This is a genomic window from Segatella oulorum F0390 (assembly GCF_000224615.1).
Lineage (GTDB): Bacteria > Bacteroidota > Bacteroidia > Bacteroidales > Bacteroidaceae > Prevotella > Prevotella oulorum.
Genome location: NZ_JH114215.1, coordinates 853,783 through 877,350, shown reverse-complemented (window position 1 = coordinate 877,350; position 23,568 = coordinate 853,783). Strand labels below are relative to the sequence as shown.

At 35.9% G+C, this 23,568-nt stretch carries 26 protein-coding genes; 2 read left to right on the top strand and 24 right to left on the bottom strand.

Annotated elements, in window-relative coordinates; genetic code table 11:
- Positions 1–7 precede the first annotated feature (7 nt).
- The 6 genes from HMPREF9431_RS03765 to HMPREF9431_RS03740 all read right to left on the bottom strand — a co-directional run bounded on the left by HMPREF9431_RS03765 (position 8) and on the right by HMPREF9431_RS03740 (position 4,923).
- Complete coding sequence (locus HMPREF9431_RS03765) at positions 8–733, bottom strand: hypothetical protein (RefSeq protein WP_004379796.1); 726 nt, start codon at positions 731–733, stop codon at positions 8–10.
- A complete protein-coding gene (locus HMPREF9431_RS11965; RefSeq protein ID WP_155812969.1) occupies positions 714–1,073 on the bottom strand; it encodes a PH domain-containing protein in 360 nt (119 codons plus the stop codon). The genes HMPREF9431_RS03765 and HMPREF9431_RS11965 overlap by 20 nt, the downstream gene beginning before the upstream one ends.
- A 119-nt stretch (positions 1,074–1,192) precedes the next feature.
- Positions 1,193–2,380: a toprim domain-containing protein gene (locus tag HMPREF9431_RS03755; RefSeq protein WP_004379794.1), complete on the bottom strand. Its 1,188-nt coding sequence runs from the start codon at positions 2,378–2,380 to the stop codon at positions 1,193–1,195.
- 21 nt (positions 2,381–2,401) lie between these two features.
- Positions 2,402–3,712: an ArdC family protein gene (locus HMPREF9431_RS03750; protein ID WP_004379793.1), complete on the bottom strand. Its 1,311-nt coding sequence runs from the start codon at positions 3,710–3,712 to the stop codon at positions 2,402–2,404.
- A 9-nt stretch (positions 3,713–3,721) separates the two neighbouring features.
- Positions 3,722–3,922: a hypothetical protein gene (locus tag HMPREF9431_RS03745; protein ID WP_004379792.1), complete on the bottom strand. Its 201-nt coding sequence runs from the start codon at positions 3,920–3,922 to the stop codon at positions 3,722–3,724.
- A 248-nt stretch (positions 3,923–4,170) separates the two neighbouring features.
- Positions 4,171–4,923 carry a DUF4099 domain-containing protein gene (locus HMPREF9431_RS03740; protein WP_231287696.1) on the bottom strand — a complete coding sequence of 251 codons (753 nt, stop codon included), beginning with the start codon at positions 4,921–4,923 and terminating at the stop codon, positions 4,171–4,173.
- A gap of 72 nt (positions 4,924–4,995) precedes the next feature.
- Here HMPREF9431_RS03740 and HMPREF9431_RS03735 point away from each other — a divergent pair, with 72 nt between their 5' ends.
- Positions 4,996–6,078 (top strand): peptidoglycan DD-metalloendopeptidase family protein, encoded by a 1,083-nt coding sequence (locus tag HMPREF9431_RS03735; RefSeq protein ID WP_004379789.1) that lies wholly within the window; start codon positions 4,996–4,998, stop codon positions 6,076–6,078.
- A 52-nt stretch (positions 6,079–6,130) separates the two neighbouring features.
- Here HMPREF9431_RS03735 and HMPREF9431_RS03730 read toward each other — a convergent pair whose 3' ends face one another.
- On the bottom strand, positions 6,131–7,075 hold the full coding sequence (locus tag HMPREF9431_RS03730) for a nucleotidyl transferase AbiEii/AbiGii toxin family protein (protein WP_155812928.1): 945 nt from the start codon (positions 7,073–7,075) through the stop codon (positions 6,131–6,133).
- Between the two features lies 1 nt (position 7,076).
- Positions 7,077–7,643 carry a hypothetical protein gene (locus HMPREF9431_RS03725; RefSeq protein ID WP_004379787.1) on the bottom strand — a complete coding sequence of 189 codons (567 nt, stop codon included), beginning with the start codon at positions 7,641–7,643 and terminating at the stop codon, positions 7,077–7,079.
- Between the two features lie 120 nt (positions 7,644–7,763).
- On the opposite strand from HMPREF9431_RS03725, the gene HMPREF9431_RS11960 reads away from it, so the two are divergent.
- A complete protein-coding gene (locus HMPREF9431_RS11960; RefSeq protein WP_004379786.1) occupies positions 7,764–8,483 on the top strand; it encodes a hypothetical protein in 720 nt (239 codons plus the stop codon).
- Positions 8,484–8,521: 38 nt separating this feature from the next.
- Here HMPREF9431_RS11960 and HMPREF9431_RS03715 read toward each other — a convergent pair whose 3' ends face one another.
- The 16 genes from HMPREF9431_RS03715 to HMPREF9431_RS03640 form a co-directional block, all read right to left on the bottom strand.
- A complete protein-coding gene (locus HMPREF9431_RS03715; protein WP_040560797.1) occupies positions 8,522–8,920 on the bottom strand; it encodes a helix-turn-helix domain-containing protein in 399 nt (132 codons plus the stop codon).
- Between the two features lies 1 nt (position 8,921).
- A complete protein-coding gene (locus tag HMPREF9431_RS03710) occupies positions 8,922–11,264 on the bottom strand; it encodes a type IV secretory system conjugative DNA transfer family protein (RefSeq protein WP_004379784.1) in 2,343 nt (780 codons plus the stop codon).
- Positions 11,265–11,340: 76 nt separating this feature from the next.
- Positions 11,341–11,985: a hypothetical protein gene (locus tag HMPREF9431_RS03705; protein ID WP_004379783.1), complete on the bottom strand. Its 645-nt coding sequence runs from the start codon at positions 11,983–11,985 to the stop codon at positions 11,341–11,343.
- Between the two features lies 1 nt (position 11,986).
- Positions 11,987–12,478: a hypothetical protein gene (locus HMPREF9431_RS03700; protein WP_004379782.1), complete on the bottom strand. Its 492-nt coding sequence runs from the start codon at positions 12,476–12,478 to the stop codon at positions 11,987–11,989.
- The gene (traN, locus tag HMPREF9431_RS03695; RefSeq protein WP_004379781.1) at positions 12,478–13,410 is read right to left on the bottom strand and encodes a conjugative transposon protein TraN; all 933 of its coding nucleotides are present in this window, start codon (positions 13,408–13,410) and stop codon (positions 12,478–12,480) included. The genes HMPREF9431_RS03700 and traN overlap by 1 nt, the downstream gene beginning before the upstream one ends.
- A gap of 14 nt (positions 13,411–13,424) precedes the next feature.
- On the bottom strand, positions 13,425–14,618 hold the full coding sequence (gene traM / locus HMPREF9431_RS03690) for a conjugative transposon protein TraM (RefSeq protein ID WP_004379780.1): 1,194 nt from the start codon (positions 14,616–14,618) through the stop codon (positions 13,425–13,427).
- Positions 14,615–15,106, bottom strand: a complete 492-nt coding sequence (locus tag HMPREF9431_RS03685) for a hypothetical protein (RefSeq protein ID WP_004379774.1) — start codon at positions 15,104–15,106, stop codon at positions 14,615–14,617. The genes traM and HMPREF9431_RS03685 overlap by 4 nt, the downstream gene beginning before the upstream one ends.
- A gap of 1 nt (position 15,107) precedes the next feature.
- A complete protein-coding gene (traK, locus tag HMPREF9431_RS03680; protein ID WP_004379773.1) occupies positions 15,108–15,707 on the bottom strand; it encodes a conjugative transposon protein TraK in 600 nt (199 codons plus the stop codon).
- A gap of 42 nt (positions 15,708–15,749) precedes the next feature.
- Positions 15,750–17,039, bottom strand: a complete 1,290-nt coding sequence (locus tag HMPREF9431_RS03675) for a hypothetical protein (RefSeq protein ID WP_004379772.1) — start codon at positions 17,037–17,039, stop codon at positions 15,750–15,752.
- Positions 17,040–17,054: 15 nt separating this feature from the next.
- Positions 17,055–17,729 carry a DUF5045 domain-containing protein gene (locus tag HMPREF9431_RS03670; protein WP_040560794.1) on the bottom strand — a complete coding sequence of 225 codons (675 nt, stop codon included), beginning with the start codon at positions 17,727–17,729 and terminating at the stop codon, positions 17,055–17,057.
- Complete coding sequence (locus HMPREF9431_RS03665; protein ID WP_231287694.1) at positions 17,726–18,406, bottom strand: hypothetical protein; 681 nt, start codon at positions 18,404–18,406, stop codon at positions 17,726–17,728. The genes HMPREF9431_RS03670 and HMPREF9431_RS03665 overlap by 4 nt, the downstream gene beginning before the upstream one ends.
- A gap of 18 nt (positions 18,407–18,424) precedes the next feature.
- Positions 18,425–19,171 (bottom strand): hypothetical protein, encoded by a 747-nt coding sequence (locus HMPREF9431_RS03660; protein WP_004379769.1) that lies wholly within the window; start codon positions 19,169–19,171, stop codon positions 18,425–18,427.
- Positions 19,159–21,990: a TraG family conjugative transposon ATPase gene (locus HMPREF9431_RS03655; protein ID WP_004379768.1), complete on the bottom strand. Its 2,832-nt coding sequence runs from the start codon at positions 21,988–21,990 to the stop codon at positions 19,159–19,161. Before HMPREF9431_RS03655 ends, HMPREF9431_RS03660 begins: the two co-directional genes overlap by 13 nt.
- A gap of 15 nt (positions 21,991–22,005) precedes the next feature.
- Positions 22,006–22,299, bottom strand: coding sequence for a DUF4133 domain-containing protein (locus HMPREF9431_RS03650; RefSeq protein WP_004379767.1), 294 nt, complete (start codon positions 22,297–22,299; stop codon positions 22,006–22,008).
- 82 nt (positions 22,300–22,381) lie between these two features.
- Positions 22,382–22,750 (bottom strand): DUF4134 domain-containing protein, encoded by a 369-nt coding sequence (locus HMPREF9431_RS03645; RefSeq protein WP_004379766.1) that lies wholly within the window; start codon positions 22,748–22,750, stop codon positions 22,382–22,384.
- A gap of 66 nt (positions 22,751–22,816) precedes the next feature.
- Complete coding sequence (locus HMPREF9431_RS03640; protein ID WP_004379765.1) at positions 22,817–23,182, bottom strand: hypothetical protein; 366 nt, start codon at positions 23,180–23,182, stop codon at positions 22,817–22,819.
- Positions 23,183–23,568 lie beyond the last annotated feature (386 nt).

Sequence of the window (23,568 nt, the reverse complement as noted above, 5' to 3'; positions counted from 1 at the left end):
TATATTCTTATAAATATTTCCAATCATTGATAAGTCCTTCAACAATATTTTTCCCGGACATGATAGCTAACCAGCCATCGGGGTCTAATCCATACCACAATGCCATCCATGAATAAGTTCTAATTTCCCATGCCATCAAGTATAGAGATAAATTTATACTTTCTAATTTAGAAACAATATTGTTGGCTACATAATAGCGTTCGGCAGAGTTTAGAAGGTTCACTTTATGGGATTTTGTGACAGAATTTCCATGTTCATCAACATCATCAACATTATATGATCCACTTGTTACTAACTGCTTCATAAAGGGTAATAGGCTTGTCATTTCCATTGTGACATCTTTTATCCTATCTGAAACGAGAGCCGTAATAGCAGTTCCTTTGAGATGGCCAGGAATGGATTGCCTTACCAATTTAATATTGCTAGGAATTTCTACTGCAACTAATTCCCCGGCTCGTTTGATTTGGTAGAGGTTTTGCATAGCTCCCTGTACATTAGATAAATAATCCAGCATTTTATTTTCAACATGGTGAACCCTATCCATTGCGACTGTAACTGCAGCTTCTGCTGCAATAATTTTCTGCTGTGTCTTGTTTCTTTTATTATAAAGTGATTGTAACATTAGTGTCTGTTGTTCAACAGCAGCACAGAGAGCAGGGTCGGTCTGTTGTGCATAAGTGTGACCAAAAGCCGTACCCAGTAAAATTATGCAACTAACGATTCGTAATTTCATAAATTCTTTTTTCTTTTTTACATTGTTCTACTTTATTTCGTATTTGGGCAATTACGTCATTTTTCTTAGGAATGCCCCAAATTGCCATTTCGCTATCGCTTTTATCCGTTGACATGATGATAACAGTTTTTACACTAAAAAGTAGTTGTGTGAAAGTTTGTGTTTCAGCATAATCAACAACGCGATAGAGTTCTATATAGTCTTTTCGTTTTGCCAGTATACCATGTGTCCTACTTATCACTTCTTTATCTATAGCCCATTTTGTAGAGTAGATGCTAATGTATGTGCCACATACATAGACTAAAATGATAAGGGTCAACAGTCCTTCAATACTAAGCATAACGGATGTATATGTTTTGAGGAAAGTTTCAAGCAATATAATTCCAGCAAGCCAAGCAATGATAGGAATTATAACCCTTGCGAAGAACTCTCTTATATTTGGCTTTATAATCATAGAAATTACATAGAAAGACTAGACTTTCCCATTTTTTCATTAAGCTGAAACCTATTTGGGTATATTGTTGCACGAATAGGTTTATTCATTACGACATCATTCCAATCTTTGAAAGCTGTTGGTGCTTTTAATTGTCCCACCCTATATCTTAACTGTAGTAGTTTTGAAACTTCCGATAAACTGAACTTACTTTCAGGAATATCAAATGTTTTATTTTTTGCAGTAACATGTACATTTTCACCCTCTCTGGAAATCTTTAGAGAGATTTTTTCTAATAATGCGGCCATTCTTACGCCATACATTCGTCCTGGCAAATCATTGTCAAAGCAATCATAAGCTCTTGCTTGTGAAAAGTGCTCCATGATACCTGTTATTTGTTTATCAGAGAAAGTTCCTCCTATAGATACGAATATGGAACTTTCCTTATCAAGCTTTTGCTTGTTGGCTTGATAAAAAGCCATGATATCAAAAGCACTCTCAGCAAAATAAATATTCTTTTTTTGAAAAGGATTTTTATTTTGTGATAAATCTACAATCCAAGCTCCAGTAGTACTGTCTGTGCCAGCTGCTTTACTTTTAAATCCTCCTAACCCTCTAATTTCAAACCCTACAAGGTTATCTTTTCCGGGTTCTGTATAAGGAAATCCTACATTAAAATGTGGATATTGGCTATCTTTGCTACGTACTCTATATAAAAATGGTGCAAAGTCATTTACTGTGCTTTCGGATAATCCACGCTGCTTGAAAAGAGGATAAGCATATTGCTCATGTCCCTTTACAGGATATACTTCGTAGCGGTTTATATCGAAATTTTTATATTCCGCATACCCTGCTTTATCCAAATAAGCACTATTTGCAATTTCAGGCAGCGGTTCGTTAGCAAATTTAGCTAAAACCTTTGATACGACATCCCACTCATTTCTGCCAGTGATATTGAAATCATGAATATTCTCCCTGATAAGTGCTATAACATCACCTCCACCAATACCACTTCTTCTAAAGAACATCTGTGCATCTTTATGCTTCGGGTTTTTAATGATGATAGTGTCTTGCACTTTCCCATTTGACCCTTGACGAACCATCTCTATATATGCACCAACGCCGGCACGCTTATCTAACCGATAGCCAAGAGAATATGCAATGTCGTCAACTCCAACTTTCGCCTTGAGAGCTTTAAAGTCTAACCGTTCCATTTTCTGTTATGTTAAGAAATACTATAGATGAAGGCTTCTCACCTTATTTTGTTCCATAGACTTTAACTCTGTGGAATAAGTTTTATGAAGTAAATTTTTCATAAAAGCATTTTTTTCTTGTGAGTTATCTTTTAAGAAATAGGAATGTGCTTCTGTCGAAGAGATTGTTTTTGTTCCTAACGAAACTCCATTTACAGATGCTCTAATGGCAAAATCACCATTTTTAAGTTTGAAAATACTTGCATCATCAAAAACGATGTCTTGTTTCTCATTTCGCGTGATGTTATCACCTTGCGTTTTCCCAAGTTCAACTTTTTGTCGTTCAACTTTATCTAAAATCATTTTCGAAGCTTTGTTAACATCGGCCATGACGGAAAGTATAAACTTTGGTTCCTGCTTCAAAACATTAATCCAACTATCAAGATAAGCGGCATTATTATTAAGAATCCGTTTATCAAATCCCATAGAATTGCCTATCATAGCGGATGTAAGTTCAGCTACAAGTTCTTCTTTAGCATACTTCGCATCTCCAAATCTATTGCCTTTCGTGCGGTTAAGCCGTGTCTCGTGTCCTGTAGAATGAGCCATTTCGTGAAGTGCTGTGCCATAAAAAGCCATTCCATCCTTAAAAATTTCTTGTGGTGTGTTTCCTTTCTTGAACTGTTCTTTCATCGGAATAGCGATATAGTCCATTGAAGGGTTATAATAAGCGCTCCTTTCAGGTTTATCCACATGGATAGGGCATACCCATTCTTGTTTCTCAAACATGCGGTCAAGAGCAGCATTTTCATACATGCCTTTCTTGTCAATTTTCGGTTCTACATGGAATTTATCAACTAACTTATTATATTTTTCGACATCTACTTCCTTTAAGTTAGTTTGGTCGATATTAAATACATTATATGCTTTCAGTAATGGCTGTACATCCATCGACTTTTTCTCCTCTGTAGAAAGTTTTCCATATTCATCTTTTTCAACATTCTTTCCATCTTTATTTTTGATAACTAAGTCCCAATAAACAATAGGTATAGATTTCTCTCCTTTCTTTATACTTAGCTTTTCTTTTTCAGCTTGTAAAAAAGTCATGTAAATAGGAGCTTGAAACTGCTTAGCAGCAGCATACAGCTGTAAGAAGAAGGAGTTTCCACCAGAATATTCTCTTCCTGTGAGGTTCTGTGGTGCTGCTCCCAAAGATTTTCCTGCAATCCATCCTTGTTGCCATGATTTCCCTTTCATCTCTTCCATCCTTGAAATCATCATTTGGGAAAAAGTCTCTGCAACTTTGTCTGCTTGACTTTTAAAGTTGGTGCTGTTAGAATAATTTTTTTTCATATTGTAGCGTTATTGAAGATTGAACACTTGCTTTTCTATGTCTTCGAGGAAGAGGAAAGCATTTTTATCACTTTCTTCTAAGTTTTGTCTACTACACCATGAACTAAACTCTTCTGCGTAGCCACTGAGTTTAACAAACTCGATCCAGTCGATTTCGTAATTTTGTTTGAGTTGTACCAACTCTTCGTAAGTTAAAAGTGCTTCTTTCATCTTGTTATTTATTTAGATATGAAAGATGCTGGTTGGGGTAAGTTAATTAGAACATTAACTCATATTGCAGTCAATAATGGGATTGACTATTAAACATGTTGATAAAACCTCATGCTAAATAGTCAACTACCATTTAGCAAAGTCTATCTGCAAAAAATGACTTTTGTTGTAACTTATTTTTTCCCATTTCTCAGCATTTTATCGATTAATATAATTTTCCAGATTATATAAATGGGGTAGGGCGTGTTTTACATCTTTATCCCTGAAGATTGTTTGTTTTCTTGTTTCTGTGAAAGATTTGTTTCTCCCTTATGTTGAAGTTTATCTACGACCTGTTGATATTCCCAACGATTTTGGTCTGTTTTGACATACCCCATGAAGCCTTCATGTTCCAAATCGTAGCGTATCATTTGTTGAATTTCCCATTCGCGCATATCTCCTTTAACGATTTTGAACCCTTGTGGTTCTTTCAGGTCTACACCAACAGTAACTTTTTGATTTCCTACATTGAGTTCTACAGCTTTACCCTCAACAATAGCTTGCTTCTGTTGCGCCCCTAGTTCAATATCCTTAATTTTCTCAATATCTTTCAATTTGTCTTGAAGTCTAACAGAAGAGATATTTCGCAGGAGAAGATTATTCGTCTCTCTATCTAACTGGATAAATTTTACTCGGCGTGTTCCATCATTGTTAACCTCCTTTTTCAGGATTTCTCCTTTTTGAAGTCGTTCTAGCTCATAAGGTGAAAGTTTGATATCATTGTTAACTTCTTTCCTTGCTGGAAAAACCATAATAGAAGCATTTCCCTCTTTATCTCTGACTAATTGTAGTTTGAGAGGGATTTGCATAATTTTCCCTTCTGTAGTTTTGAAGGCAGCTTGTATCAAAGGAGTTTGCCTTCCACCCAGTAATGGCTCTATTAGTTCTTTAGGCATCTGTAAGATACTTTTCCTATCAATCCCTATCTTTTCAAGTTTCTTATAGGGAATTTCTTCTTCCAAAAAAACGTTTTTGTTATTCATATATGAATATAATTTTGTAATTTTACGGCAAATATAATAAAAATATATCTTATGAAGTATACAAGAATGAAGTTAATTTTATTTTTAACATTCGGTTTTTTCTCTTCTGCAGTGAAAGCGCAGTTTTACACTATAACTACAGATACAGCAAAAGTGCAGATATTATCGGGGTACCATGAGAAAGATTACAACTATATTAGGCACTCAGAAGAAAAAGCTTCTACTAGCAGAAGTAAAGAAGCATATAATTATTTCTCCCAACCAAAGGGAAGAGAAATAAGGATAGAGAAAAGTATTCCTGTTTTTGTAAATACGACAGATAGCTTGTTAATGGGACTATTAAAGGATAGGATGAATGTCTGTTTACCACTTGACTATCTTAAGCTAAATTCTTCTTTTGGGATTAGAAAAGACCCTGTGGAAAAGTGTAAGCGCTTTCATGATGGTATAGACTTGCAATGTAATAATGAGTATGTTTATTCTATGCTTCCTGGTGTAGTTAAGAAAGTGCATTTTGGTAACCGAGGATATGGTAATTATATCATTTTAGATTACGGAAATTTACAAAGTCTCTATGGGCACTTGTCTACAATTACCGTAAAAGAGGGTGAACATGTTATTGCTGGTAGTATTGTTGGGGTTTCAGGCAATACAGGTAAATCAACTGGGCCACATCTTCATCTTGCCTTAATGAAAAACTGGAAGAGCGTTGACCCCCAACCATTTATTGCCTATTTAAATCACTATATAATAGGTCTCCAAGATAAAATTGCCTATCTCAAATTTGGGAAACGTCCTCCTCTTGAATTAACGATTAGCAATCTATATGAGGTACTTGAAAAGCATAAAGTATCCAATAAAATTATCGTTATAGCCCAAGCTATCTTAGAAACAGGATATTTTACATCGCGCGTTTGTTTGGAACAGAATAACCTATTCGGTCTGCGCCGTCCGTCGACAGGAGACTATTATGGATTTAAAAACTGGGAAGAAAGTGTCAAAGCCTATCGAGATTATGTGCAATACAAGTATAAAGGTGGGGATTATTTTGCATTCTTAGACAGAATAGGCTATGCAGAAGATAAAGCTTATATAGAAAAACTTAGAAGCATTGTCAATGCATTACGTCAGTAGACAATGTTATATAGTGTATAAGTCCCCTCTCCCGATATTTTGAGTAGGGACTTTACCTTTGAATATTATTCTTGTTTTTCATATCAGAACTCCACTCTTTAATGAAATATTTTTTTGCTAATATCGAGGCAAAGGTAGTCTGTTCTTTTTTCCCTTTCTGTTCTAAGTAGGACTGCGTATCCCCTTTAGAGAGTTCTTTTCCAAGATAAGTTTTCCCATCGATTGTAGCTCGGATTGCATGCATTCCCGTCTTCTTTTTAAAAACAGAAACATCTTCTACATTCATTTTGCTATCCTCATATTGGGCTATCAGTGGAAAGTCTTTAAATATTTCCAAAAGGGAAATTGTTTCATTGCGCATAGCTGTTCGCACAAACGTCTTTCCTTTATCGTCTAATAACTCCCCCATGTCACTCATAATCGTCTTATCGGATAATTTATGAAGTGCATCAATGCAGTCTTGGATATAGTTGACAAGTGGTTTTTCCATTCTATATTCAACAATATCTTTATTGATTTCTGTATTTTTAGAGAGGAAGAAGTGGCAATCAAAAACATCACGTCCAGTAATATCTTTCCTATCGAGTAAGGCGCATAGTTTGTGTGCAAACATATCCTCTTTGGTCATGACAGGAATATTAATACCATTAAAGTTCTTTCGTTCATAATGATTTCCATACTCCCTATTTGATATTTCGATTTTTAGTTTTCTTTCTCCAACGCCGTAATCTAATACGGCGATTGGGCCAAAGAACTTGATGTTTGCATCAGCTATTTTTCCATATTTCGTCAAAATAGCCTGCATTCTGCTAAAGGCAAACTGTTCTTTGGTTCTATCAAGTAAATTAAAATCTAAGTCAGTTGAAAACCGTGGTAGGCCATAAAGAAACATCAATGATGTACCACCTTTGAAAGCCAAGTTGGAAGATAGTTGTGAATCAGAGAATACATCTTTAAGGATTCTCATCATCATAAAGCGGTGTTTGTTGATGTCCATATTATTCTAATATTCTAATAACTCGTTTCTCCATTTCTTTATTTTCATAAATGGGTAAGAGTTCCATGATCTTTTCCTTGTTGAGAATATCTGGGTAATCGAAATAAAAGTGTGGATAAAGATAAACCGTATCCAAAAAGGCGCGTTCCGGTGATGCTATGTTGATATTATCTTGGTTGATAATCCCCTTTCTATTGAGCAGGATGGCACTCTTAGCTTTTCTATAGGAATAATTTTTATTATCTACAAGAATCTCTCTACTTAAGTAACTTACACAAGTAAGACATTCGTCATATTGGAAGATAACACCAGCCCTTTGAAGTACATATTCCAAAGAAAGATAGCATGGTGTATATAATGAACAAGCTACTTCTTGCTCATTATAGTCCCATTTGGCATAGAGTCCTTTCCTCAGACTTCGCAAAACGCCCTTCTTTTTGTAATAGTGTAAGCGTTTCGTTAGCTTGGACATATCTTTTTCTCGTGTATCTACTATGATAGAAGGTAGTGTAAACACAGTTCTTGGTGATGATAATATATAACCTTGTGTTGAATCTTGTAAACTCATAATCTAATATTTTTAGATTTACAGTTCACAAAGGTAGCAGAAAAAATTTAAAGAACAAAATTATAATGGTATAATTTTTTTAGTTATATTTGCAAAATCAATAAATAAAACATAAACACAATGAACAGGTTTTCTTTTTTAGCAGTAGCCTTATTGACCTTTGGTGGGACAATGCAGGCACAAAAAAATCAAAAGTTGGTAGAACCAGAGTTTAATAATACTTATTGTTTGTTGACGAGTGATACAACATATGCCATACTCCCCAAGGAAAATGGAACGATTAAAGAGCATCAAAACAAGGTTTCAAAGTGGGCTAAGATTGTCGGTGGTGTCTCGCAAGCAGCTGGGGCTGCCGGTGCACTTGTCGGTATTCATGGTGGCTCCGTTGGTGCGGCTGTAGCTGGCATTAAGACTATGGGGACAGCGGCAAGTGTTGGAAGTATGGCAGATGCTGCAGATATACTTGCAGGAGCTAATGGAATGGACATTGTTTTTGCTGGTGGAAAATCATCTTATAATGCTCCATCAGGAAAAGCTATCCGCATCGTTGTTAAGGTAGGGGATAATGAAGCAGATCCAATGGAAATTTATCGTATCGTTCGTTTCAACTGTACCAAAAAAGAAAGGCGTATCCAATGGTTGTCTTTCTCATCATCGTTATTGGGAACGCAAGAAGTTGAAAACGGTGGCTATATCAACTTTAGTGGTCATAAATATGGGGATGACTCTTATTTGCTTACAATTCCAGAACAAGAGGCAAAGCCTGGAGAGTACGGAGTCTTCTATATGTCTATTATCACAGCCACGCAAATACCAGTAGGTACATTCAGTATTAAATAGTGGGTGCCCATGTAGTTATACTGTTTGCAATAGTATTGTCACAGCAATGTTGTAGCATCATCTATCTGTTGTGCAATATTTTTCCGTGTATCATTTAATATCTTATCGGTTTCTTCTTTGAGAAGTTTCATTTTGGCTTTTACAATGCTGTTCAAAGATGATGTATTGGTTACAATATCATCTTTGAGCAGGTCGAAGTTCGGGTCAAAGAACTTATCCAAGGATACAGATTTTGAGAAAAAAAAGAGTAGAGATAGCAGGAGTTTAGATAGAACAGGATTCCCATTTTCAATTTTTGAAATCATATGTTGAGTTGTTCCTAATTCTCTTGCTAACTCTGTTTGTGTAAGACACAATTTTTTTCTAATTGTCTCACATCTTCTTCCAAATTCATTTTGATCAAATGTCGTTATATTTTTTCTTTTTTTCAGCTCCATTTTATGATTCAGATTTGCCAAGAATTTGATTTACAAAAGTTTCAACTTCTTGGTTAATACGAGCGAAATTGTTACTTTTAGCTAACATTTCTTCTTTCTCGTTAGCAAAGTTATAAATTTTCGGCAAATCCTTATAATGTTGTTCCTCTTTTCTTATCTTTTCCATATCAAAATTGGTTTTACAGAAGTACTTAGATGTTTTGAACTCTTCTGAACTTTCAATATCAAAACTACCCAGTGCACTTTTGTCAGTTGGCGTATAGTCTCGAGAAGCCTGACCTGCCAGCCATCCTGTGGCCATATCTGCAATTTTAGATGCAGGAACAAGATAGTCCATCTTTTCTGATATGGAAGTAGAGACTTTATTGTCATTTATCGTAATCGACTTAGAGGTCTGTTTTGCTTTCCCGAAGACATCGTTCTGTGCCCATTCCAATGTTTCCTTATTTCGTGCAGCTCCCATGAAGATATTACCACAAGTCGTAAGAATCTTCTGCATACCGTTTTTGCCATAATCAGCCTCTAATTGAGGTAGTTCTTGGAAACCTAGCGTTACAGCCACCTTGTTGCTTCGTGCTGTACCTATCAAGCGGTCTATCTTGTGGAAATAAAGTGTTGGCAGCTCATCAACAATGATGCTCACAGGTACGTTCCCTCTACTATTTACTTTAGTAACTAGACGGTTTAAGATGAGCGCATTAAGAGAACCTATGACTTGTTCCTTTTCTGGATCATTGGCTATAACTAGATAAGAAGGATGTTGTGGGTCTGAAATTTTCAAATCGAAGTCATCTCCACTAAACACCCAGTATGACTCAGGGGAAACCAATCTGGCAGCATTAACACGAAGTGTTCCTACCATACCTTCTAATTGATCCATAGCTCTATTTTTGTACGCAGAAGAAAATGGTGCCATTAATGATTTAATATTTTCATCTTGCATTAAGATATCAAATACTTCGTCATAGGGTCTACCCAAAAATGAGAGGACATGTGGCATATCAGAGAATTCTCCTGTAATAGTATCTGGTATAACCTCATTTCCTTTACCATCTTCGTACCATTCTTTTTGAATGGTTTGTAATGTCCCCATCATATCGATATATTGGAACCCCGCTAGTTCAACAAACATTCCATATTTGTCTGTCGAAAGATTATGCCCTTCTTTATCAATAAAGTCAAGCACTACCTTTTGTATAATATTCCCATTTTCATCTTTTCCACTTTCATCAATGGCCAAGTATTCATCCCAGCCTTTGATGATGATACGCAATTTTCTCCCTTCACTGAGAATATAATGTTTTAATTTCTCACCTTTTTTAAACCCTGTAGGATGAAAATTGACAAAGAAATATATAATAGCTGCAAGGAAATTCTCAGCCGAATTTTGGAAAAAGGCTTCAGAACCACCTTTTTTCTCTCCGCTTCCTTTTCCTAGGGACTCTAATAAAGTAGCAGCTGTTTCTGATGCTGCAGCTAAATCGGGGATATACTTTTTTTGGATAGGGTTTATGCGATTAGAATATTTTATATCAGCGAAGTTAATGATATGGAAACTACAATTTTCAGGGAGGTGATTATAATGCTTGTTCTTACAATATTGGTAAAAAAGCGTTTTGGCCAGTGTGGGGAACTTATAATCGTAAACCATCATAGCAAACCCTTTGGCTGCATGTTGACGAATAAAAGGGTCTATAATCCCAAAGGATTTACCGGAGCCAGGAGTTCCTAAGACTAACGTTGCACGAAACGGATTGATAATATTAATCCAACCTTTGTGCATTTTCTTTTGGTGATAAAATATCATGGGGATATTGACAGAATATTCATTTTCTATTTTCTCCCTTGATTGCTCGAAACTTTCATTTTCGAAATTGAATCGATCATCACCTAATTTATGGTTGTAGTGCTTAGCAATGGCATCAAGCCCTTGATGTATCATCATAATCCCAATAATAGAGGTTATTGCATACAATAGCCTATTCAAAGATATTCCCATCATATATCCTCCCCACTGGCCAACATGGAAGCAAAGACATGCTAAAGTACATACAAATCCAATGACAATAGGATAAATGACCATCGTCTTCATATTGAACTTTAATTCTTTTTTCGCTTTCGTACCAGTGCAAGTGATAAGGACACAGATAATCTCCATGATTTTACAGCCCATTGGACTATTAAATATCCTGAACCTTGTGAGTAATTTTAAGAGGAAAGCGCTGATAGGGTTATCTACTCCTATCGGTAGATTGACAATAATTTCAAAAATAAGAATGATGTAGATGCAACTCCTAAATATATTGTATATTTGTTGCTGTTCTTTAGTTTCTTCCACTGCCATATATGTATTATTAAAAGAGGGAGGTCAAATCAAACTTTGTAGCTTTAACCTCCCCCAAATGTAAACTATTAGTTGTCTATCGTAATCTCAAAATGGGTCTTACATTATTTGGTACGTGTTTGTTGATTGATGTTACAAAGCCATTCTGTAAGCTAACTCCGTAGTAGAGTAATTGTTGAGTCTCTGAAGTTGTTCCATCTTGTGAAGAGCTTAAATATTGTCCGCTTTTGAAGTCATCCCCTCCAATAACTTTCATTGCAATCTTTACTTGATTCAAATTCTGAGACAGGCGTTTCAATTCCCCTGCTGATGGGAGTGCCCAACCTGAAATAGGAGAAGGATATTGTGTAATTGCATTTACAGCAGGAGATTGAAAAGAAGAGGATAATATGGCTGCTGTATTTTCTGTTCCACATAGTGAGTAGCTATTGTTTGTTACACTTGCTATCGTTCCTATGGAGTCAGAATAGATGTATTGACCAAGTTCTTTTACTCCAACGACAATAACTGTGTCTCCATTTTGATAGAATATAACTCCCACAGCAGTGTCAGTATTCTTATTATATCCTTCAGGAGAAGTAATTGTATTATCAGAGAGTAAGATGTTACCTACTCTGAGGCTCTTGTCTATAGTCTCCGGTCTATCACTGCATGAGCATAAAAGTATGAGGGTAATAAAGCAATTGATGATAACGACTTTATTTATATCTAACATTCTCATTTTATAAGGGTATTTTAAATCCAATCATTAATCCATTACGAAATGTATCTCCATGCAAAAAGTTTACTTGGTTTTTCTGAATGACAGAAAACTGTACGCCATTTTGGAAGATATAGTTGTATTCAAATCCTCCTTCAGCTCCAAAGAAATAATCTCCTTTGTGTGAACCAAATTGTGGCCCAATCCGAAAGCGAAGTATGGAGTTTTTAAACCGCTTAATAGCCTGTTTATAGAGCAACCCTCCATCCCAATAGTAGTCTTTCCAAAATGTATCTTTATAATATTTGCCATCTTCACTATGGAAATGATTTCCGATTTCACCATAAAGTTCTACTGCATTTCCATAAGGCAATTCTTGTTCGTAGCCAATCGAGGCATTTAAGGTGCTGTTAAACAGAAAACCTGCGTTGACATTAACAAATTGGTCTCCCTCTCCAGCAAAAGCCAAAGAGAATGACAAAAGGGAAATGAGTGTACATAGTAACTGTTTCATCATTTTGATTTATTTTTAAGATTAGGGAGAAGACTTTCATCAAAACCATCTGCATGTAAAATGTCAGAGTACTCAATAGGGATATAGATGACACGCCCTGAAATTTGGTTTTCTGAAATTTCAAGCTTCAATACTTTTTCATCAGGAAAAGTAAGTTTCTTTAGAACTATAACGTTACGATATGACTTTTGGAAAGATGGCGTATGATTAAGTGAATAAACTGGTGTAAGTTCAATCGTTTGAGAATTTGTAGCCTTGGCTTCTTTCTTATCCATGAGTTTAATGCGCATTTCCTCAATGTCATACTTTACTTTAGTCTTATTGTATAATGAAAAATCTATAAAGAAATAGTCATCTATGGCATAGATGTTATTAACGACAGCTTTGATGCCATATGCAGATGCTGTGATATTATTAAATTTTCGAGGGCTTGAATATATTGCCCATGCGTATGTTGCCATATCACTCTGTGGCATAAGTACATCGGGATTATTATAGGCTTGCATGTCTGCATAGTCTATGTTGTATATTGCATTAGCTCTCGATGGAGCGTTGGTATAGACTACATTGTATTGTGCAATATGTCTTTCTCCGATAATAGTAATCGTGCCTGCGAGTTCGTTGTTATACATCCTCCCTGATGGTTTGATACGTACAATATTATCAGCACATTGATTTCCAAAAACTTTATTTGTCGAAATATCGACCAATTTAATATTTTCGGGCATAATAATATGTGTTGTAATATCCTCGTTTACCCAAATGATATTTCTTTTCTCCCTTTGGGCAAAGATATAGGCATCTTCGGGTTTCTCCCTTCTAATATATCTTACTTTTGCAGTATCAGGAACAATTTCCTTATACTTAGTCTGAGCACTTGCCTGTAAGGTACAGGTTGCCAATGCAATGAAAAACAATAAAATTCTATTCATAATTACAATTAATTTTATTCTGCATTTGTATTGATAAGATAAACAATGGTGTTGTATTTAATACGTGCTTTATTCCTGCGCATATTAGCTGATACGGCAGATGAAGCAGAGTTATACATGTTCTGTAAAGTTTGAAGAGCTAAGCTTTCGCCAGTGAGTTCGCTACTCATTCCACTGTTATTAAAATTCATATTTGTTCCTACGGCTTGTGAACCAGCTTCTTTCATCATAGATCGGAAAGTAGATTCTGGAACATAAAAGCCTTCCATTCCATCGTTATCATAAACAGACAGATTTATCTTTAGGAACTTATCCTTTACTAAGATACTTGTAATCGTGGCCATTACACGCTGTTGTCCAAATCCAGTTATTGTCCCATATAGATAAGTACCTTTCTTTATTTTAATACTTTTGATAACCACATCATCTAAAAGTTTGAATCGCAATCTTGTTCCATCATGAACTTTTGTCGTTTGGTCTATCATAGCCTTAATTAATGGTTCATCGACCTTACTTTCATCACTAATAGTATTGAAACGTTCCGCATTAGTGTCAGGTACTTTCTTTACAATCTCAGCTTTCTCATTTTTTGTTTTATTCTTATTATTGGGAGAGCTACTATTACGACCTTTACTTGTTTGTTTCCCATTACTGCTAAAGTCCGTATCGCTGAAGTCATCAGAGCCAAGTGCCATATCATACGACTTTTTCCTCTTTTGATTTCCTTGCTGAATACGTGCCAATTCTTTTGCATAACCATCTAATTCTGCACTTCTTGAGTAACTGCTTCCACCACCATTATCCCAGTGATTGATATGCTTTCTTGCTTGTTCCAAACTGCGTTCCATATCTTCAGCTTCTTTAGCTTGCCGTTTCCTTTTTGCATTTTCTGCGTCAATATTGTCTAATTCTGCTTCAGTATAGCCACTTCTCGTGCTGTCTTTAGCTTCCTTATCTTCTCCCAGTCCGTCAACAGCAGTATAAGCATCATCATCACTGAATCGATTATTCATCTCTGCCATTTTATCTTTCATATCATCATTCTCTGCATCAGGAAGAGACATATTGATACTATCTGTGACTACTCCTGTTTTTGGTTGTGTTGAGCCACTGAATAGGCTTGTAAGCTGATAAGCCAAGAATGTAACTATAGGAAAGGTAACTAAGGGGAAGATATATTTTGGCTGTTTAAAATTAATCTTCTTCATCTTTCTTCATTATTATTGATGTTATTGGTGATAATTGTTAGTTGTTTATAATCTGTGAGAATTTTTAAGGAATCATCATGTGACTTGCTGGGGAGTGCTATTAGCGAATCAAGTTCTTTCTTAATTTTTTCTCCTCTGTTGATTAATGCCGCATATTCTTCCTGTTGTACAGCTTTTGAATTATTAATCTGTCTTATTCCTTGGAACATAGGCTGCACATTTTCTATTTCATTCATAAAGTTGGATTCCCTCTCTTCATTCTTAATGGATAAGAGAGAGGTCAGAATACCTATGACAAGCGAAATGGACAAAGCTGATACTGTCAGAACGGCAGTTCTCTTCTTATGCATGCTTGCCCAATGGTTAGCCTTTATTATCCGTTCCCGGATCTCCCATTGTTTGAATAGCTTCCAAAAGAAGACAATTAGCTTACGCTCTTGCCTTCTCCTTTTTGCTTCTTTCAGGGCTTTCTTCTCTTTCTTTTTCATATCATGGGGTTGTTAAATCTTTATTTTCGAGTGTGCGCCAATTGGTGATAAGCAGCCCGAAAGGATTATTACGTGTTCTTGGGACAACTTCTAATCCACCAACGGTAATAATAGAACGGTGTACATCCCTAGACCTACGTTTAATCAACTGAGTTCCAAAGTACTTGAACGTCCGTTTCTGTTCATCCAGCTGGATTGAATCACACATAATTGTACATACAGCAGAGGATGATACAATGTCAGAGAAAAAACCAGCTTCTTCCATAGCCTGTTTTTGTTTCATAGCCGTTCCGTCAGCCATATACATGGCCTTTCCTAACGTCCACTTAATATAATCATCATCGGGTGGAAGATTGAAAAAGTATTGGTGGAATAGTTGAATGTCAGCTTTGGCCTCCATTACAAAGTTCGCTTCTTGTTTACTACGCTCTGCTAAGAATGGTATATCCCCATCAACCACGTAGATTTGACTACGCTCTTCTTGTACCATTTTCAAACAAGAGAAAACAGTATAGCCACAGATAATGGTGCAGGCTATGATCGTAGTTGCCACTGTGAAAAGTGCCAATCTTGTTTTTTGTTCTAAACTTTCTATCAGCATATATTATAATTTTTATTTTTTGCTCTTAGTGTCCATTCTTTATCACTTCCCTATGCTATTGAATTTCTGAGCTTCTTTGGCACCAGATGCATAGTTCTTTCCTATAGATGTTTGATTTAGGACAGAACCTGCAATACTTCCGGCTACACTATGTCCGTCAGTTCTGTGTTGCATATAAGAGCCCGCAACACTTGATGCTGCGTTGACAGTTCCTGCAACAGAGCTTGTTGCTGCGGAGATACTTGTATTAGTAACATTTTGTGTCGTTCCAATAATTGCAGTAGTTGCGACACCTCCCATAGCACTACCAATAGAAGAACTTACACCACCAGGAATGAGCCAAGAGCTTACTTCCGGTACAAATTTTAGCATCCATGAACCAACAAGCATCCCCATTGCATAGAAACAAGTAGAGCCTATTCCTTGTAATCCAAGTGTACCAATTTGTCCCCATGAAGCGTCTACATTTCCTAATAATGTTGTATAGGCTTTGACATCTGTTTGTAAACAATATAGTAATATATAGTCCACGTAATACAAAATAATATAGATGACAACACCCCACAGTGATAGCGATAGATATTTACTTATCCATTGTGACCACGCATTAGCCCATGGAGGGACAATCGATAGAGCAAATGCAACAGGGCAAAATATCCCCATGATTGTCATAAAACATCGTTGTGATACAAACATGCCGTAGTATGCCATTTGAAAAATAAGTTCTCCAAGAAAGCGGATGATATCATTAATCCATTCTGATATTTTTGTTTCTGCTACAGCTGCTAAATTTTTAGCGTTACGTTCGAGTACGTCTGTGAGATGTGTCATAGAGTAGACAACTTTGTCCCAAGTCCCCGCATCTTCTCCTATTTCTTTTACTTCTTTTGCTTTGTTGAGACTATCTTGTACAGCTCTTAGCCTATCAACATATTTTTTTTGTAGTTTTGCAACCATCTTTTCCTGCATGGCTACTTCTTGATTTTTAGAAGTGGTCATCGCTCTTGCTCCTTTTTCCAAGGCAAGTCCTGGAGAAGATAGTGCAGAACAAATGGTTCCACTCCAAGTAATGCAAAATGAAATCCCGACAATTCTTAGGAGTTTCATTACATCCATGCCTCTTCGTCCCAGCATCATCATCCAAGCCTCGTATGAGCCAACACATAAAGCGAGGACAAGTCCAAGTGCCTTTGCCATGGATAAGGTGTTGCCGAAAAAGGCTGCTTTTGGAAAGTCCTGCATGGCAATTAGTAGCTTATCTAAGCTATTGTCAATAACAGGCAATCCCATTGTCAATAATTGACTACTAATATTGAGTAATAAGTCGTGCATATCTATTTATATTTTTTAAAAATTTGCTTCTGCAAAAAGGCACAGGTGAAGTGTACGTTTTACCAGCTCCTGCATTTCCTTTTTTATTTCGATATAGGCTTTTTGCCGTTTTGAGTTTTCTAATTCATAGCCGACACCAGTTTTATGAATATAGGATATTCCTTCACAGAGGACTTCATTTTTGGAAGTGACTTCTTTTATAGCTCTGGCCATTTTCCCTTTGCTTTTTTTCATACAATAGGATAAACCATCTGCAATTTGGTCTTGCATCTTATTGAAATCATCCTTATAGTTTGCATACATTAAGTCAACAGTTCTGTCTGCTTCCCTAATCAACTCTTCTTTATAGACTTCATTGACTTTATCGTACTCTGTAGTGGCAGCTTTTAATCTTTCTCTCTGCACAGCATCTTCGGCAACGCGTACAGGCATTACACGCTTTACATTTGATTTTCTTTCAACAAATCGCACTCTATAGCCAGACTTAAATCCTCTCCACTTCCAAAATTTCTCTGCCCCCGAATAGTCTTTGTGTAAGAAATAATAAAACCAATCAGGCGCGAAATCCCATGGACCAACTTCGATAGAGCGCAGCTGCTTTTCCAACTCTTCATTTCTTTGTATTGATTGTGCTTTTATAGCAAGCGAGCATGTCAATAAAAATATTATAAATAAAAAAAGTTTCTTCATACCTCTTGTATCCATTGATTAATTAAACCATTAGCGATTTCATCAGTTACATCACTATTCAAAATATCCCATATATAATAGTATTTGAAACCACTCTCCATCACGTAAGAGCACCACCAATAAGCATGGTCTATAATGCCACGCATTTTTTCTATTGAAGCCTTTATTTCCATTAGCAGATATAGCTTTTCGTCCATTGATGCGCGCATGAGATTTAAACCGCTTGCTGTCATTGTCGCAATCAGTTTCTGAAGATTTTTAATTTCTTTAGCCACGCCATATTGGGCTTCAAGGTAATACCATGTAACCATAGGTCTTTTTATAAATGTTGAATTTCCCATTCTACAAAATCGTCTATATTCTTTTATAAGTTCATAAAGACTTTTTCCGGTGGAACTAATAGAACCAGCTAAAATAATGTAAGAATAAGCATTCTTCAGTTTACTATCTAAGATATTCCGGACTTCGTTAAACTTGGTAGTCTTGTTTGTAACTTCGTCTTGTGTAATCTTTCCTTCTCCCAATTTAATGAGTGCTTTATCTTCAGCCTTTTTCATGGTCTTATGCAAGTGCATTAAGGCTTCTGTGGTAGGTAAATCTTTAGGGAGAGGAATTACCCCAGCATGTGCTTGGGAACAGCAAACAGCAAAACTAAGTATGATAATATATTTCTTCATAAGCATATGCTTAATTTGTTATGAGCCAAGCCCTTCCCAATCACTAATTAATCCATCTACGGCATTCTTGGCTGTAAAGAAAGACAACCAGCTATCTACATCTACGGCGAAGATGAGATTACTCATGGAGTTGCAGTACTGGCACATGTAAGCAATAGCATGTATTTTATATTGAATTTCTTTTAAGTCAGAAAGGATTTGATTAGCTAAGCTCCACCTTGTCCATCTGTCAAGAAGATTTTCTCCATCGTTTTTATCTTTTCCAAAGTTTGTTGCTGATGGGAGTTGTTTTTTTGGAAAACTTACTTTCCCATTTGTTACAACATTCTTAAAAGTATTTGTACAGTGTTTTACGTCATAAACTAATCCCATGATTTCATCCATACAAATGAGATAGTTCTTAACATTCCCTTTTGTTAGGTACTTCATTGTTATCGCAAAATCCTTTGGCATTGTTGCAAGTGTACTCAGAATTTCTTTATACATCTTACTTTCTTCACCAAATCCTGATACATTCTGTAGGGACAACAATGATACTTCTTTTATCGTAGCCATCGTTGCAGTAAATTGAGCAATTTTCTTTTGCTTGTCTTGTATTTGACTTAGCTTACTATTGTGATCATTCTCTATTAATGTCACGGCTGCTGTGTTTGCTTCGACCTGTCCTATAGCCCAAGGGTTGATGACAAATTTCCACCATGCTTTTGCAGGGCAGGCAGCAAGGAATAGTGCTGCTCCCAATAAAACTATTTTTATTCTTCCCATAATGCCATTATTTTTTGTTGTTTATTGACTAATCTTGCGAAATCAAGATATTTCCCGATGTTGGCTTTCTTACGGTCTTTTTCCAATTCGTCTATAGCCTTTTGGATGCTACCATAATACTTCTCATAGATTTTAAGACATTCTTTCTCTGCCCTCTCTGTTGTGTATGCCCAATAGCATTCAGGTGGTTCTTCGACACCAAACACGTCAGAAACTAATCCTCTGCAAATCCAAACCTCTTTGAAGTAATTTCGATTATCATGATTGTTTAAACTATTGATAGTGAAAATCTGCTGACGTTGTACTTGGGTTAACCCTAGTATAGCAGCAATATCCTCATATCTATCTTTAAATTTATTTTGGTCTAAAAGGATTTTTACATCAGAGTTGTTGATAATAGCTTCCTTTACGATAGGGGAGTCAATTACATCATTAAGTTCTTGGGTCACTACACCTGCAATACCATGGAACTTCCTCACTGTCTTGTATAAATATTTGATATATTCGGCCATGGTGGGTGAAGATATTGCTTTCCACGCTTCTTCAATGATAAGCGCTTTCCGCCCTTTCTTAATACGCATCTTTTGTAAGAATACATCCATAATAATGAGAACAACAATAGGGAATAAGACAGGGTCATCTTTAATTTTATCAATTTCAAAGACAATAAAGCGTTCATCGAATAGCGACTCATCTACATCATTATTCAATGTATGCTCCAATTCACCCCCCTTGTAGAACTGTTCGAGAATAGCCGAAAAGTTATTAATATCAAAGTGAATATCTTTTTCACTCATAATCTGAGGGATACGTTCTATAGAGAACTCATAGTAAGAGTTAAATGAAAGATTTTCTACATGCATCCTCCGCTTTTTCTCCTCCATTTTATCAATTTTCCTTTCGATGCGAGACAAATATCTATTTTCTACAAGTTCAGGCATCAATCGTTGTAATTGCTTATTAGCATTGTCTTTCTCACCATCGGAAGCAGCACTGTCATTGACTAAATTGTGTAGTTTATCTACTTGTCTGCGTACCTTTTCTTTATCGGAAACTTCTTTTTTGATAGCTTCACTTATATCAAAATCATTGGAATATTTTTCTTCAAGGCGTTCTTGAAACTCTTCGTACTTTCCATTCTTTTTATCTTCAAGCAATAACCTTTCTCTAAGTTCTTGCCTTTGCTCTTCTGTAAAGGCCGTGAAAGGATGGAAGTAGGCGTCATAATATTCGACAATCGTTTGATTGATGATTTTATCTTCTATTTTAGAGGGTTCCTCTGTTCCTTTAAAGATAAGGAAGATGAGTGATTTTAGGAAGTTTTTCTTTTCCCCAAAGTTATCTTGATATTCTATATCAGTCAGTTTAAATGGGTTCATCGAAATAGGCTTCTCTTTGGAGTATGTTATATAAGTTCCCTTAAAATATCGGCAAATACCTTCATAACTATCACCTGTATCAACCATTACAACGTCTGTATTCTGTTCGAGTAACTGCCTAACCACACTATTCATGTGGAAGCTCTTACCACTTCCAGATGGGCCAATACAGAAAAAGTTAGCATTGTCAGTCATTTTAAAACGGCCTTCTTTTCCGGTTATATCGATAGCGAGTGGAAGGCCTTGTCTATCTGTGTAGTAGATTTTTAGTGGGGTATCTTCTGAATGTTTAATGTGCTCTTTGAAAAATAGGCATAATGCAGCATCAGAAAGTGTGAGAAATAAATCATAACTGTCATTAAAAGAATAAGCATTTCCTGGGAAAGAGCATTGAAATAGTTCCAATTGATTGTAAGCAGATTGGGATGGGGTGATACCTACCTCATAAAATTTGGTTTCTAGGTATGAAGTAACCTGTGTTAGCTTTGTTAATGGACAGCTAACAATTACATTAAAATTAGTGTTTACCAGTAGCTTACTATCTCTTTCCAATGTATCTAAAACCAAATCTATATCTGCTTTTGCAATCTTGTTTGATGTGTCAGGCATAGAGTCGTGTCTTTTTGCTTTTGCCCTCATTTTCTGCATAAGTTTTCGTTGTGCAGGAATCTGTAACACCTGATTGTAAACAATACAGCTGCAATCGGGTACACTTGCTAAAAAAGAAAGTAAGTCGGTTGCAATAGGGTATCCGTTAATTGATGTACTTTGATAGGGTCTAATAAATGTAGGTAGATTAATCTCGTCAACATCGACAAGTGAGAACGACTTTACTACCTTATCGCCCATTTTGAGACAGGTATCTGTCGACTTAATATTTGTCATTCCGAATGCGCCTGTTCTGAATTGAAAGGCCATAAAACGGTGAAGATATTCATTAACCTCTTGGCGATTTAGTTTCTTATAAGGTACACCTCTTTCAGAAAAAATATTTTCTATTTTATTAATTTTGGTATGAAATTCATCCCATGTTTTGGGGTCATATTTTACAAAGGTGCTATGAGCAGCTTCTTTCGTAATGATAAGGAATGTACGTATTTCAGTATATTCTCTGCCATTAAAGAATTTGAAATAACTTTTTGAGAGATATTCCATATCATCTGTTATTTCATGATGATATTGCTGTCTACAAAAAATGTCCTGTTTCTGTAATGCATATCCTTCACCTATCGTTTGTACAATGTTATTGAGAACATCCATATAGGCAAAGTATAAATCAGCATCAGTACTGAATTGTTGTACTGTATTTTCTATTTCGAAGATAACAGAATAATCTCCTTTTTTAGAGAACAAAACAGTGTTAAGGTAGTTTCCCTTAGCGTCTTTTATATCTTGTAACTGTGCAAATAAGCCGTCAAAAGTCTTTTTCTTTGTTGCCATAGAACCCAATTAATTCTAATATTCTTTTATGAATAAGTCTTTATACACTACAACACCTCTAAATTTATGCTTTGAATGCAATCCCTCTTTTTGCTTGAAGAATATGAGTAGATAACCGCCACCTGCAACAACTAACATTGCTAAGAAGCCATAGAGTTTATTTGTAAGAAAAGCAACTATAATGAAGGTTATAAAGCTTAATCCAACAATAGCAGCAGCATAGATGAGAAATTTGCCTCTTATTCCCATAAATTCAAGTGGCTTTTGTAATCCTTTGAAAACAGGGTATCCTGTATATGATATATCCATAAATCTATTTGTTTAAAAGATTGGGTAGAGAGAACTTCTCCAAGCATATAATACTTAGACTTTAGTCTCTCTACCCAATACTTTATTTGAAGAATGCAGGCAATGCTGCAGCTGCAGAGATAAATGCTACGCAGCCACCAACGACCATCATAATGGTCTTTTTTACATCCTGGTCGCCGTTCTGCATTTTAAAGTAGATGTTAAAAGCACCGACAAGTGCTATAACACCTGCAATGGCATAGAGGAGTTTCTGGACAGGATCCTGATAACTGCTAATTTCTGTTGCAGCCTTTTGAAAGCCTGCAGCACCTTTACTCTGTGCCATAGACAAGATACAAATAGTAAGAGCAAAGATAGACAAGGCTGCTCTTTTTGTAGCTAATGCATTTTGCACAACACTCCCACAAGCTTTCTTACCTTTCTTGCAAATCTTTGAAATTAAATCTTTCATAAAATTCTGATAATTAATTAATAAAACATATATATATTGATAAAATATTGCAGGTTGGTAGTTCGATTATACACTCATGACCCATTTATTACAAACTTCAGCAGCCTCACCCATTTCGCCATTTTCTGCGTAGTCGTTTGCTGCAGCTATAAATTGGTCAATATTGTATCCGCCATTCATGTCTATACCTCCCTCCTCATTGTTTTCTGTAGAGTGTGTATTGGCAGGTATCTCGTTATCCTCAGCATTAGGACTTGGAATATCTATCGTTTGAAAATTTCTCGCATCTTCTGAAATGTCTATTTCATCTTCTTCCATGGCACCTATATCAGCAACTTCTTTGTTGTTGAAATACAGATCACGAGCAATCATACTTATATAGTAAAGGATATATAAGATGACTATAATCATAAAAACAATACTAAATTTCATATCTTTACTTTTAAGAATTCAACTTCAAAACCATGCATGGAGATATGACGATTGGCTCTTAGCGAAATCTGCCAAGATGCTGTATTCTAAGAAAATAGTCGAAGTTCTATTCAACGGTGCTATCCACGTTGTACACAAAAATATTATTCATAGTGCATGACACGTGGAAGAACTAAAGGGAGTACCCCAATATCGTTCTGATAGCATTCTAAGTTTCCTCTCGATGTAAAATTTTCCAGATTTCAGCATCAGAATCTCTTTATGCTTTATATGTTATTCCAGTTTTTTATTGGCCGGAAATCTGCCACAAAGATAAACAAAATAATATTACTTACAATATATTTTGCGAAAAAAATGTTCTAACATATCAATTATAAGAACATAAA

Coding starts and splice junctions, on each gene's coding strand:
- HMPREF9431_RS03765 (WP_004379796.1), bottom strand. CDS start 733: ATGAAATTACGAATCGTTAGTTGCATAATTTTACTGGGTACGGCTTTT.
- HMPREF9431_RS11965 (WP_155812969.1), bottom strand. CDS start 1,073: ATGCTTAGTATTGAAGGACTGTTGACCCTTATCATTTTAGTCTATGTA.
- HMPREF9431_RS03755 (WP_004379794.1), bottom strand. CDS start 2,380: ATGGAACGGTTAGACTTTAAAGCTCTCAAGGCGAAAGTTGGAGTTGAC.
- HMPREF9431_RS03750 (WP_004379793.1), bottom strand. CDS start 3,712: ATGAAAAAAAATTATTCTAACAGCACCAACTTTAAAAGTCAAGCAGAC.
- HMPREF9431_RS03745 (WP_004379792.1), bottom strand. CDS start 3,922: ATGAAAGAAGCACTTTTAACTTACGAAGAGTTGGTACAACTCAAACAA.
- HMPREF9431_RS03735 (WP_004379789.1), top strand. CDS start 4,996: ATGAAGTATACAAGAATGAAGTTAATTTTATTTTTAACATTCGGTTTT.
- HMPREF9431_RS03730 (WP_155812928.1), bottom strand. CDS start 7,075: ATGGACATCAACAAACACCGCTTTATGATGATGAGAATCCTTAAAGAT.
- HMPREF9431_RS03725 (WP_004379787.1), bottom strand. CDS start 7,643: ATGAGTTTACAAGATTCAACACAAGGTTATATATTATCATCACCAAGA.
- HMPREF9431_RS11960 (WP_004379786.1), top strand. CDS start 7,764: ATGAACAGGTTTTCTTTTTTAGCAGTAGCCTTATTGACCTTTGGTGGG.
- HMPREF9431_RS03715 (WP_040560797.1), bottom strand. CDS start 8,920: ATGGAGCTGAAAAAAAGAAAAAATATAACGACATTTGATCAAAATGAA.
- HMPREF9431_RS03710 (WP_004379784.1), bottom strand. CDS start 11,264: ATGGCAGTGGAAGAAACTAAAGAACAGCAACAAATATACAATATATTT.
- HMPREF9431_RS03705 (WP_004379783.1), bottom strand. CDS start 11,985: ATGAGAATGTTAGATATAAATAAAGTCGTTATCATCAATTGCTTTATT.
- HMPREF9431_RS03700 (WP_004379782.1), bottom strand. CDS start 12,478: ATGAAACAGTTACTATGTACACTCATTTCCCTTTTGTCATTCTCTTTG.
- traN (WP_004379781.1), bottom strand. CDS start 13,410: ATGAATAGAATTTTATTGTTTTTCATTGCATTGGCAACCTGTACCTTA.
- traM (WP_004379780.1), bottom strand. CDS start 14,618: ATGAAGAAGATTAATTTTAAACAGCCAAAATATATCTTCCCCTTAGTT.
- HMPREF9431_RS03685 (WP_004379774.1), bottom strand. CDS start 15,106: ATGAAAAAGAAAGAGAAGAAAGCCCTGAAAGAAGCAAAAAGGAGAAGG.
- traK (WP_004379773.1), bottom strand. CDS start 15,707: ATGCTGATAGAAAGTTTAGAACAAAAAACAAGATTGGCACTTTTCACA.
- HMPREF9431_RS03675 (WP_004379772.1), bottom strand. CDS start 17,039: ATGCACGACTTATTACTCAATATTAGTAGTCAATTATTGACAATGGGA.
- HMPREF9431_RS03670 (WP_040560794.1), bottom strand. CDS start 17,729: ATGAAGAAACTTTTTTTATTTATAATATTTTTATTGACATGCTCGCTT.
- HMPREF9431_RS03665 (WP_231287694.1), bottom strand. CDS start 18,406: ATGAAGAAATATATTATCATACTTAGTTTTGCTGTTTGCTGTTCCCAA.
- HMPREF9431_RS03660 (WP_004379769.1), bottom strand. CDS start 19,171: ATGGGAAGAATAAAAATAGTTTTATTGGGAGCAGCACTATTCCTTGCT.
- HMPREF9431_RS03655 (WP_004379768.1), bottom strand. CDS start 21,990: ATGGCAACAAAGAAAAAGACTTTTGACGGCTTATTTGCACAGTTACAA.
- HMPREF9431_RS03650 (WP_004379767.1), bottom strand. CDS start 22,299: ATGGATATATCATATACAGGATACCCTGTTTTCAAAGGATTACAAAAG.
- HMPREF9431_RS03645 (WP_004379766.1), bottom strand. CDS start 22,750: ATGAAAGATTTAATTTCAAAGATTTGCAAGAAAGGTAAGAAAGCTTGT.
- HMPREF9431_RS03640 (WP_004379765.1), bottom strand. CDS start 23,182: ATGAAATTTAGTATTGTTTTTATGATTATAGTCATCTTATATATCCTT.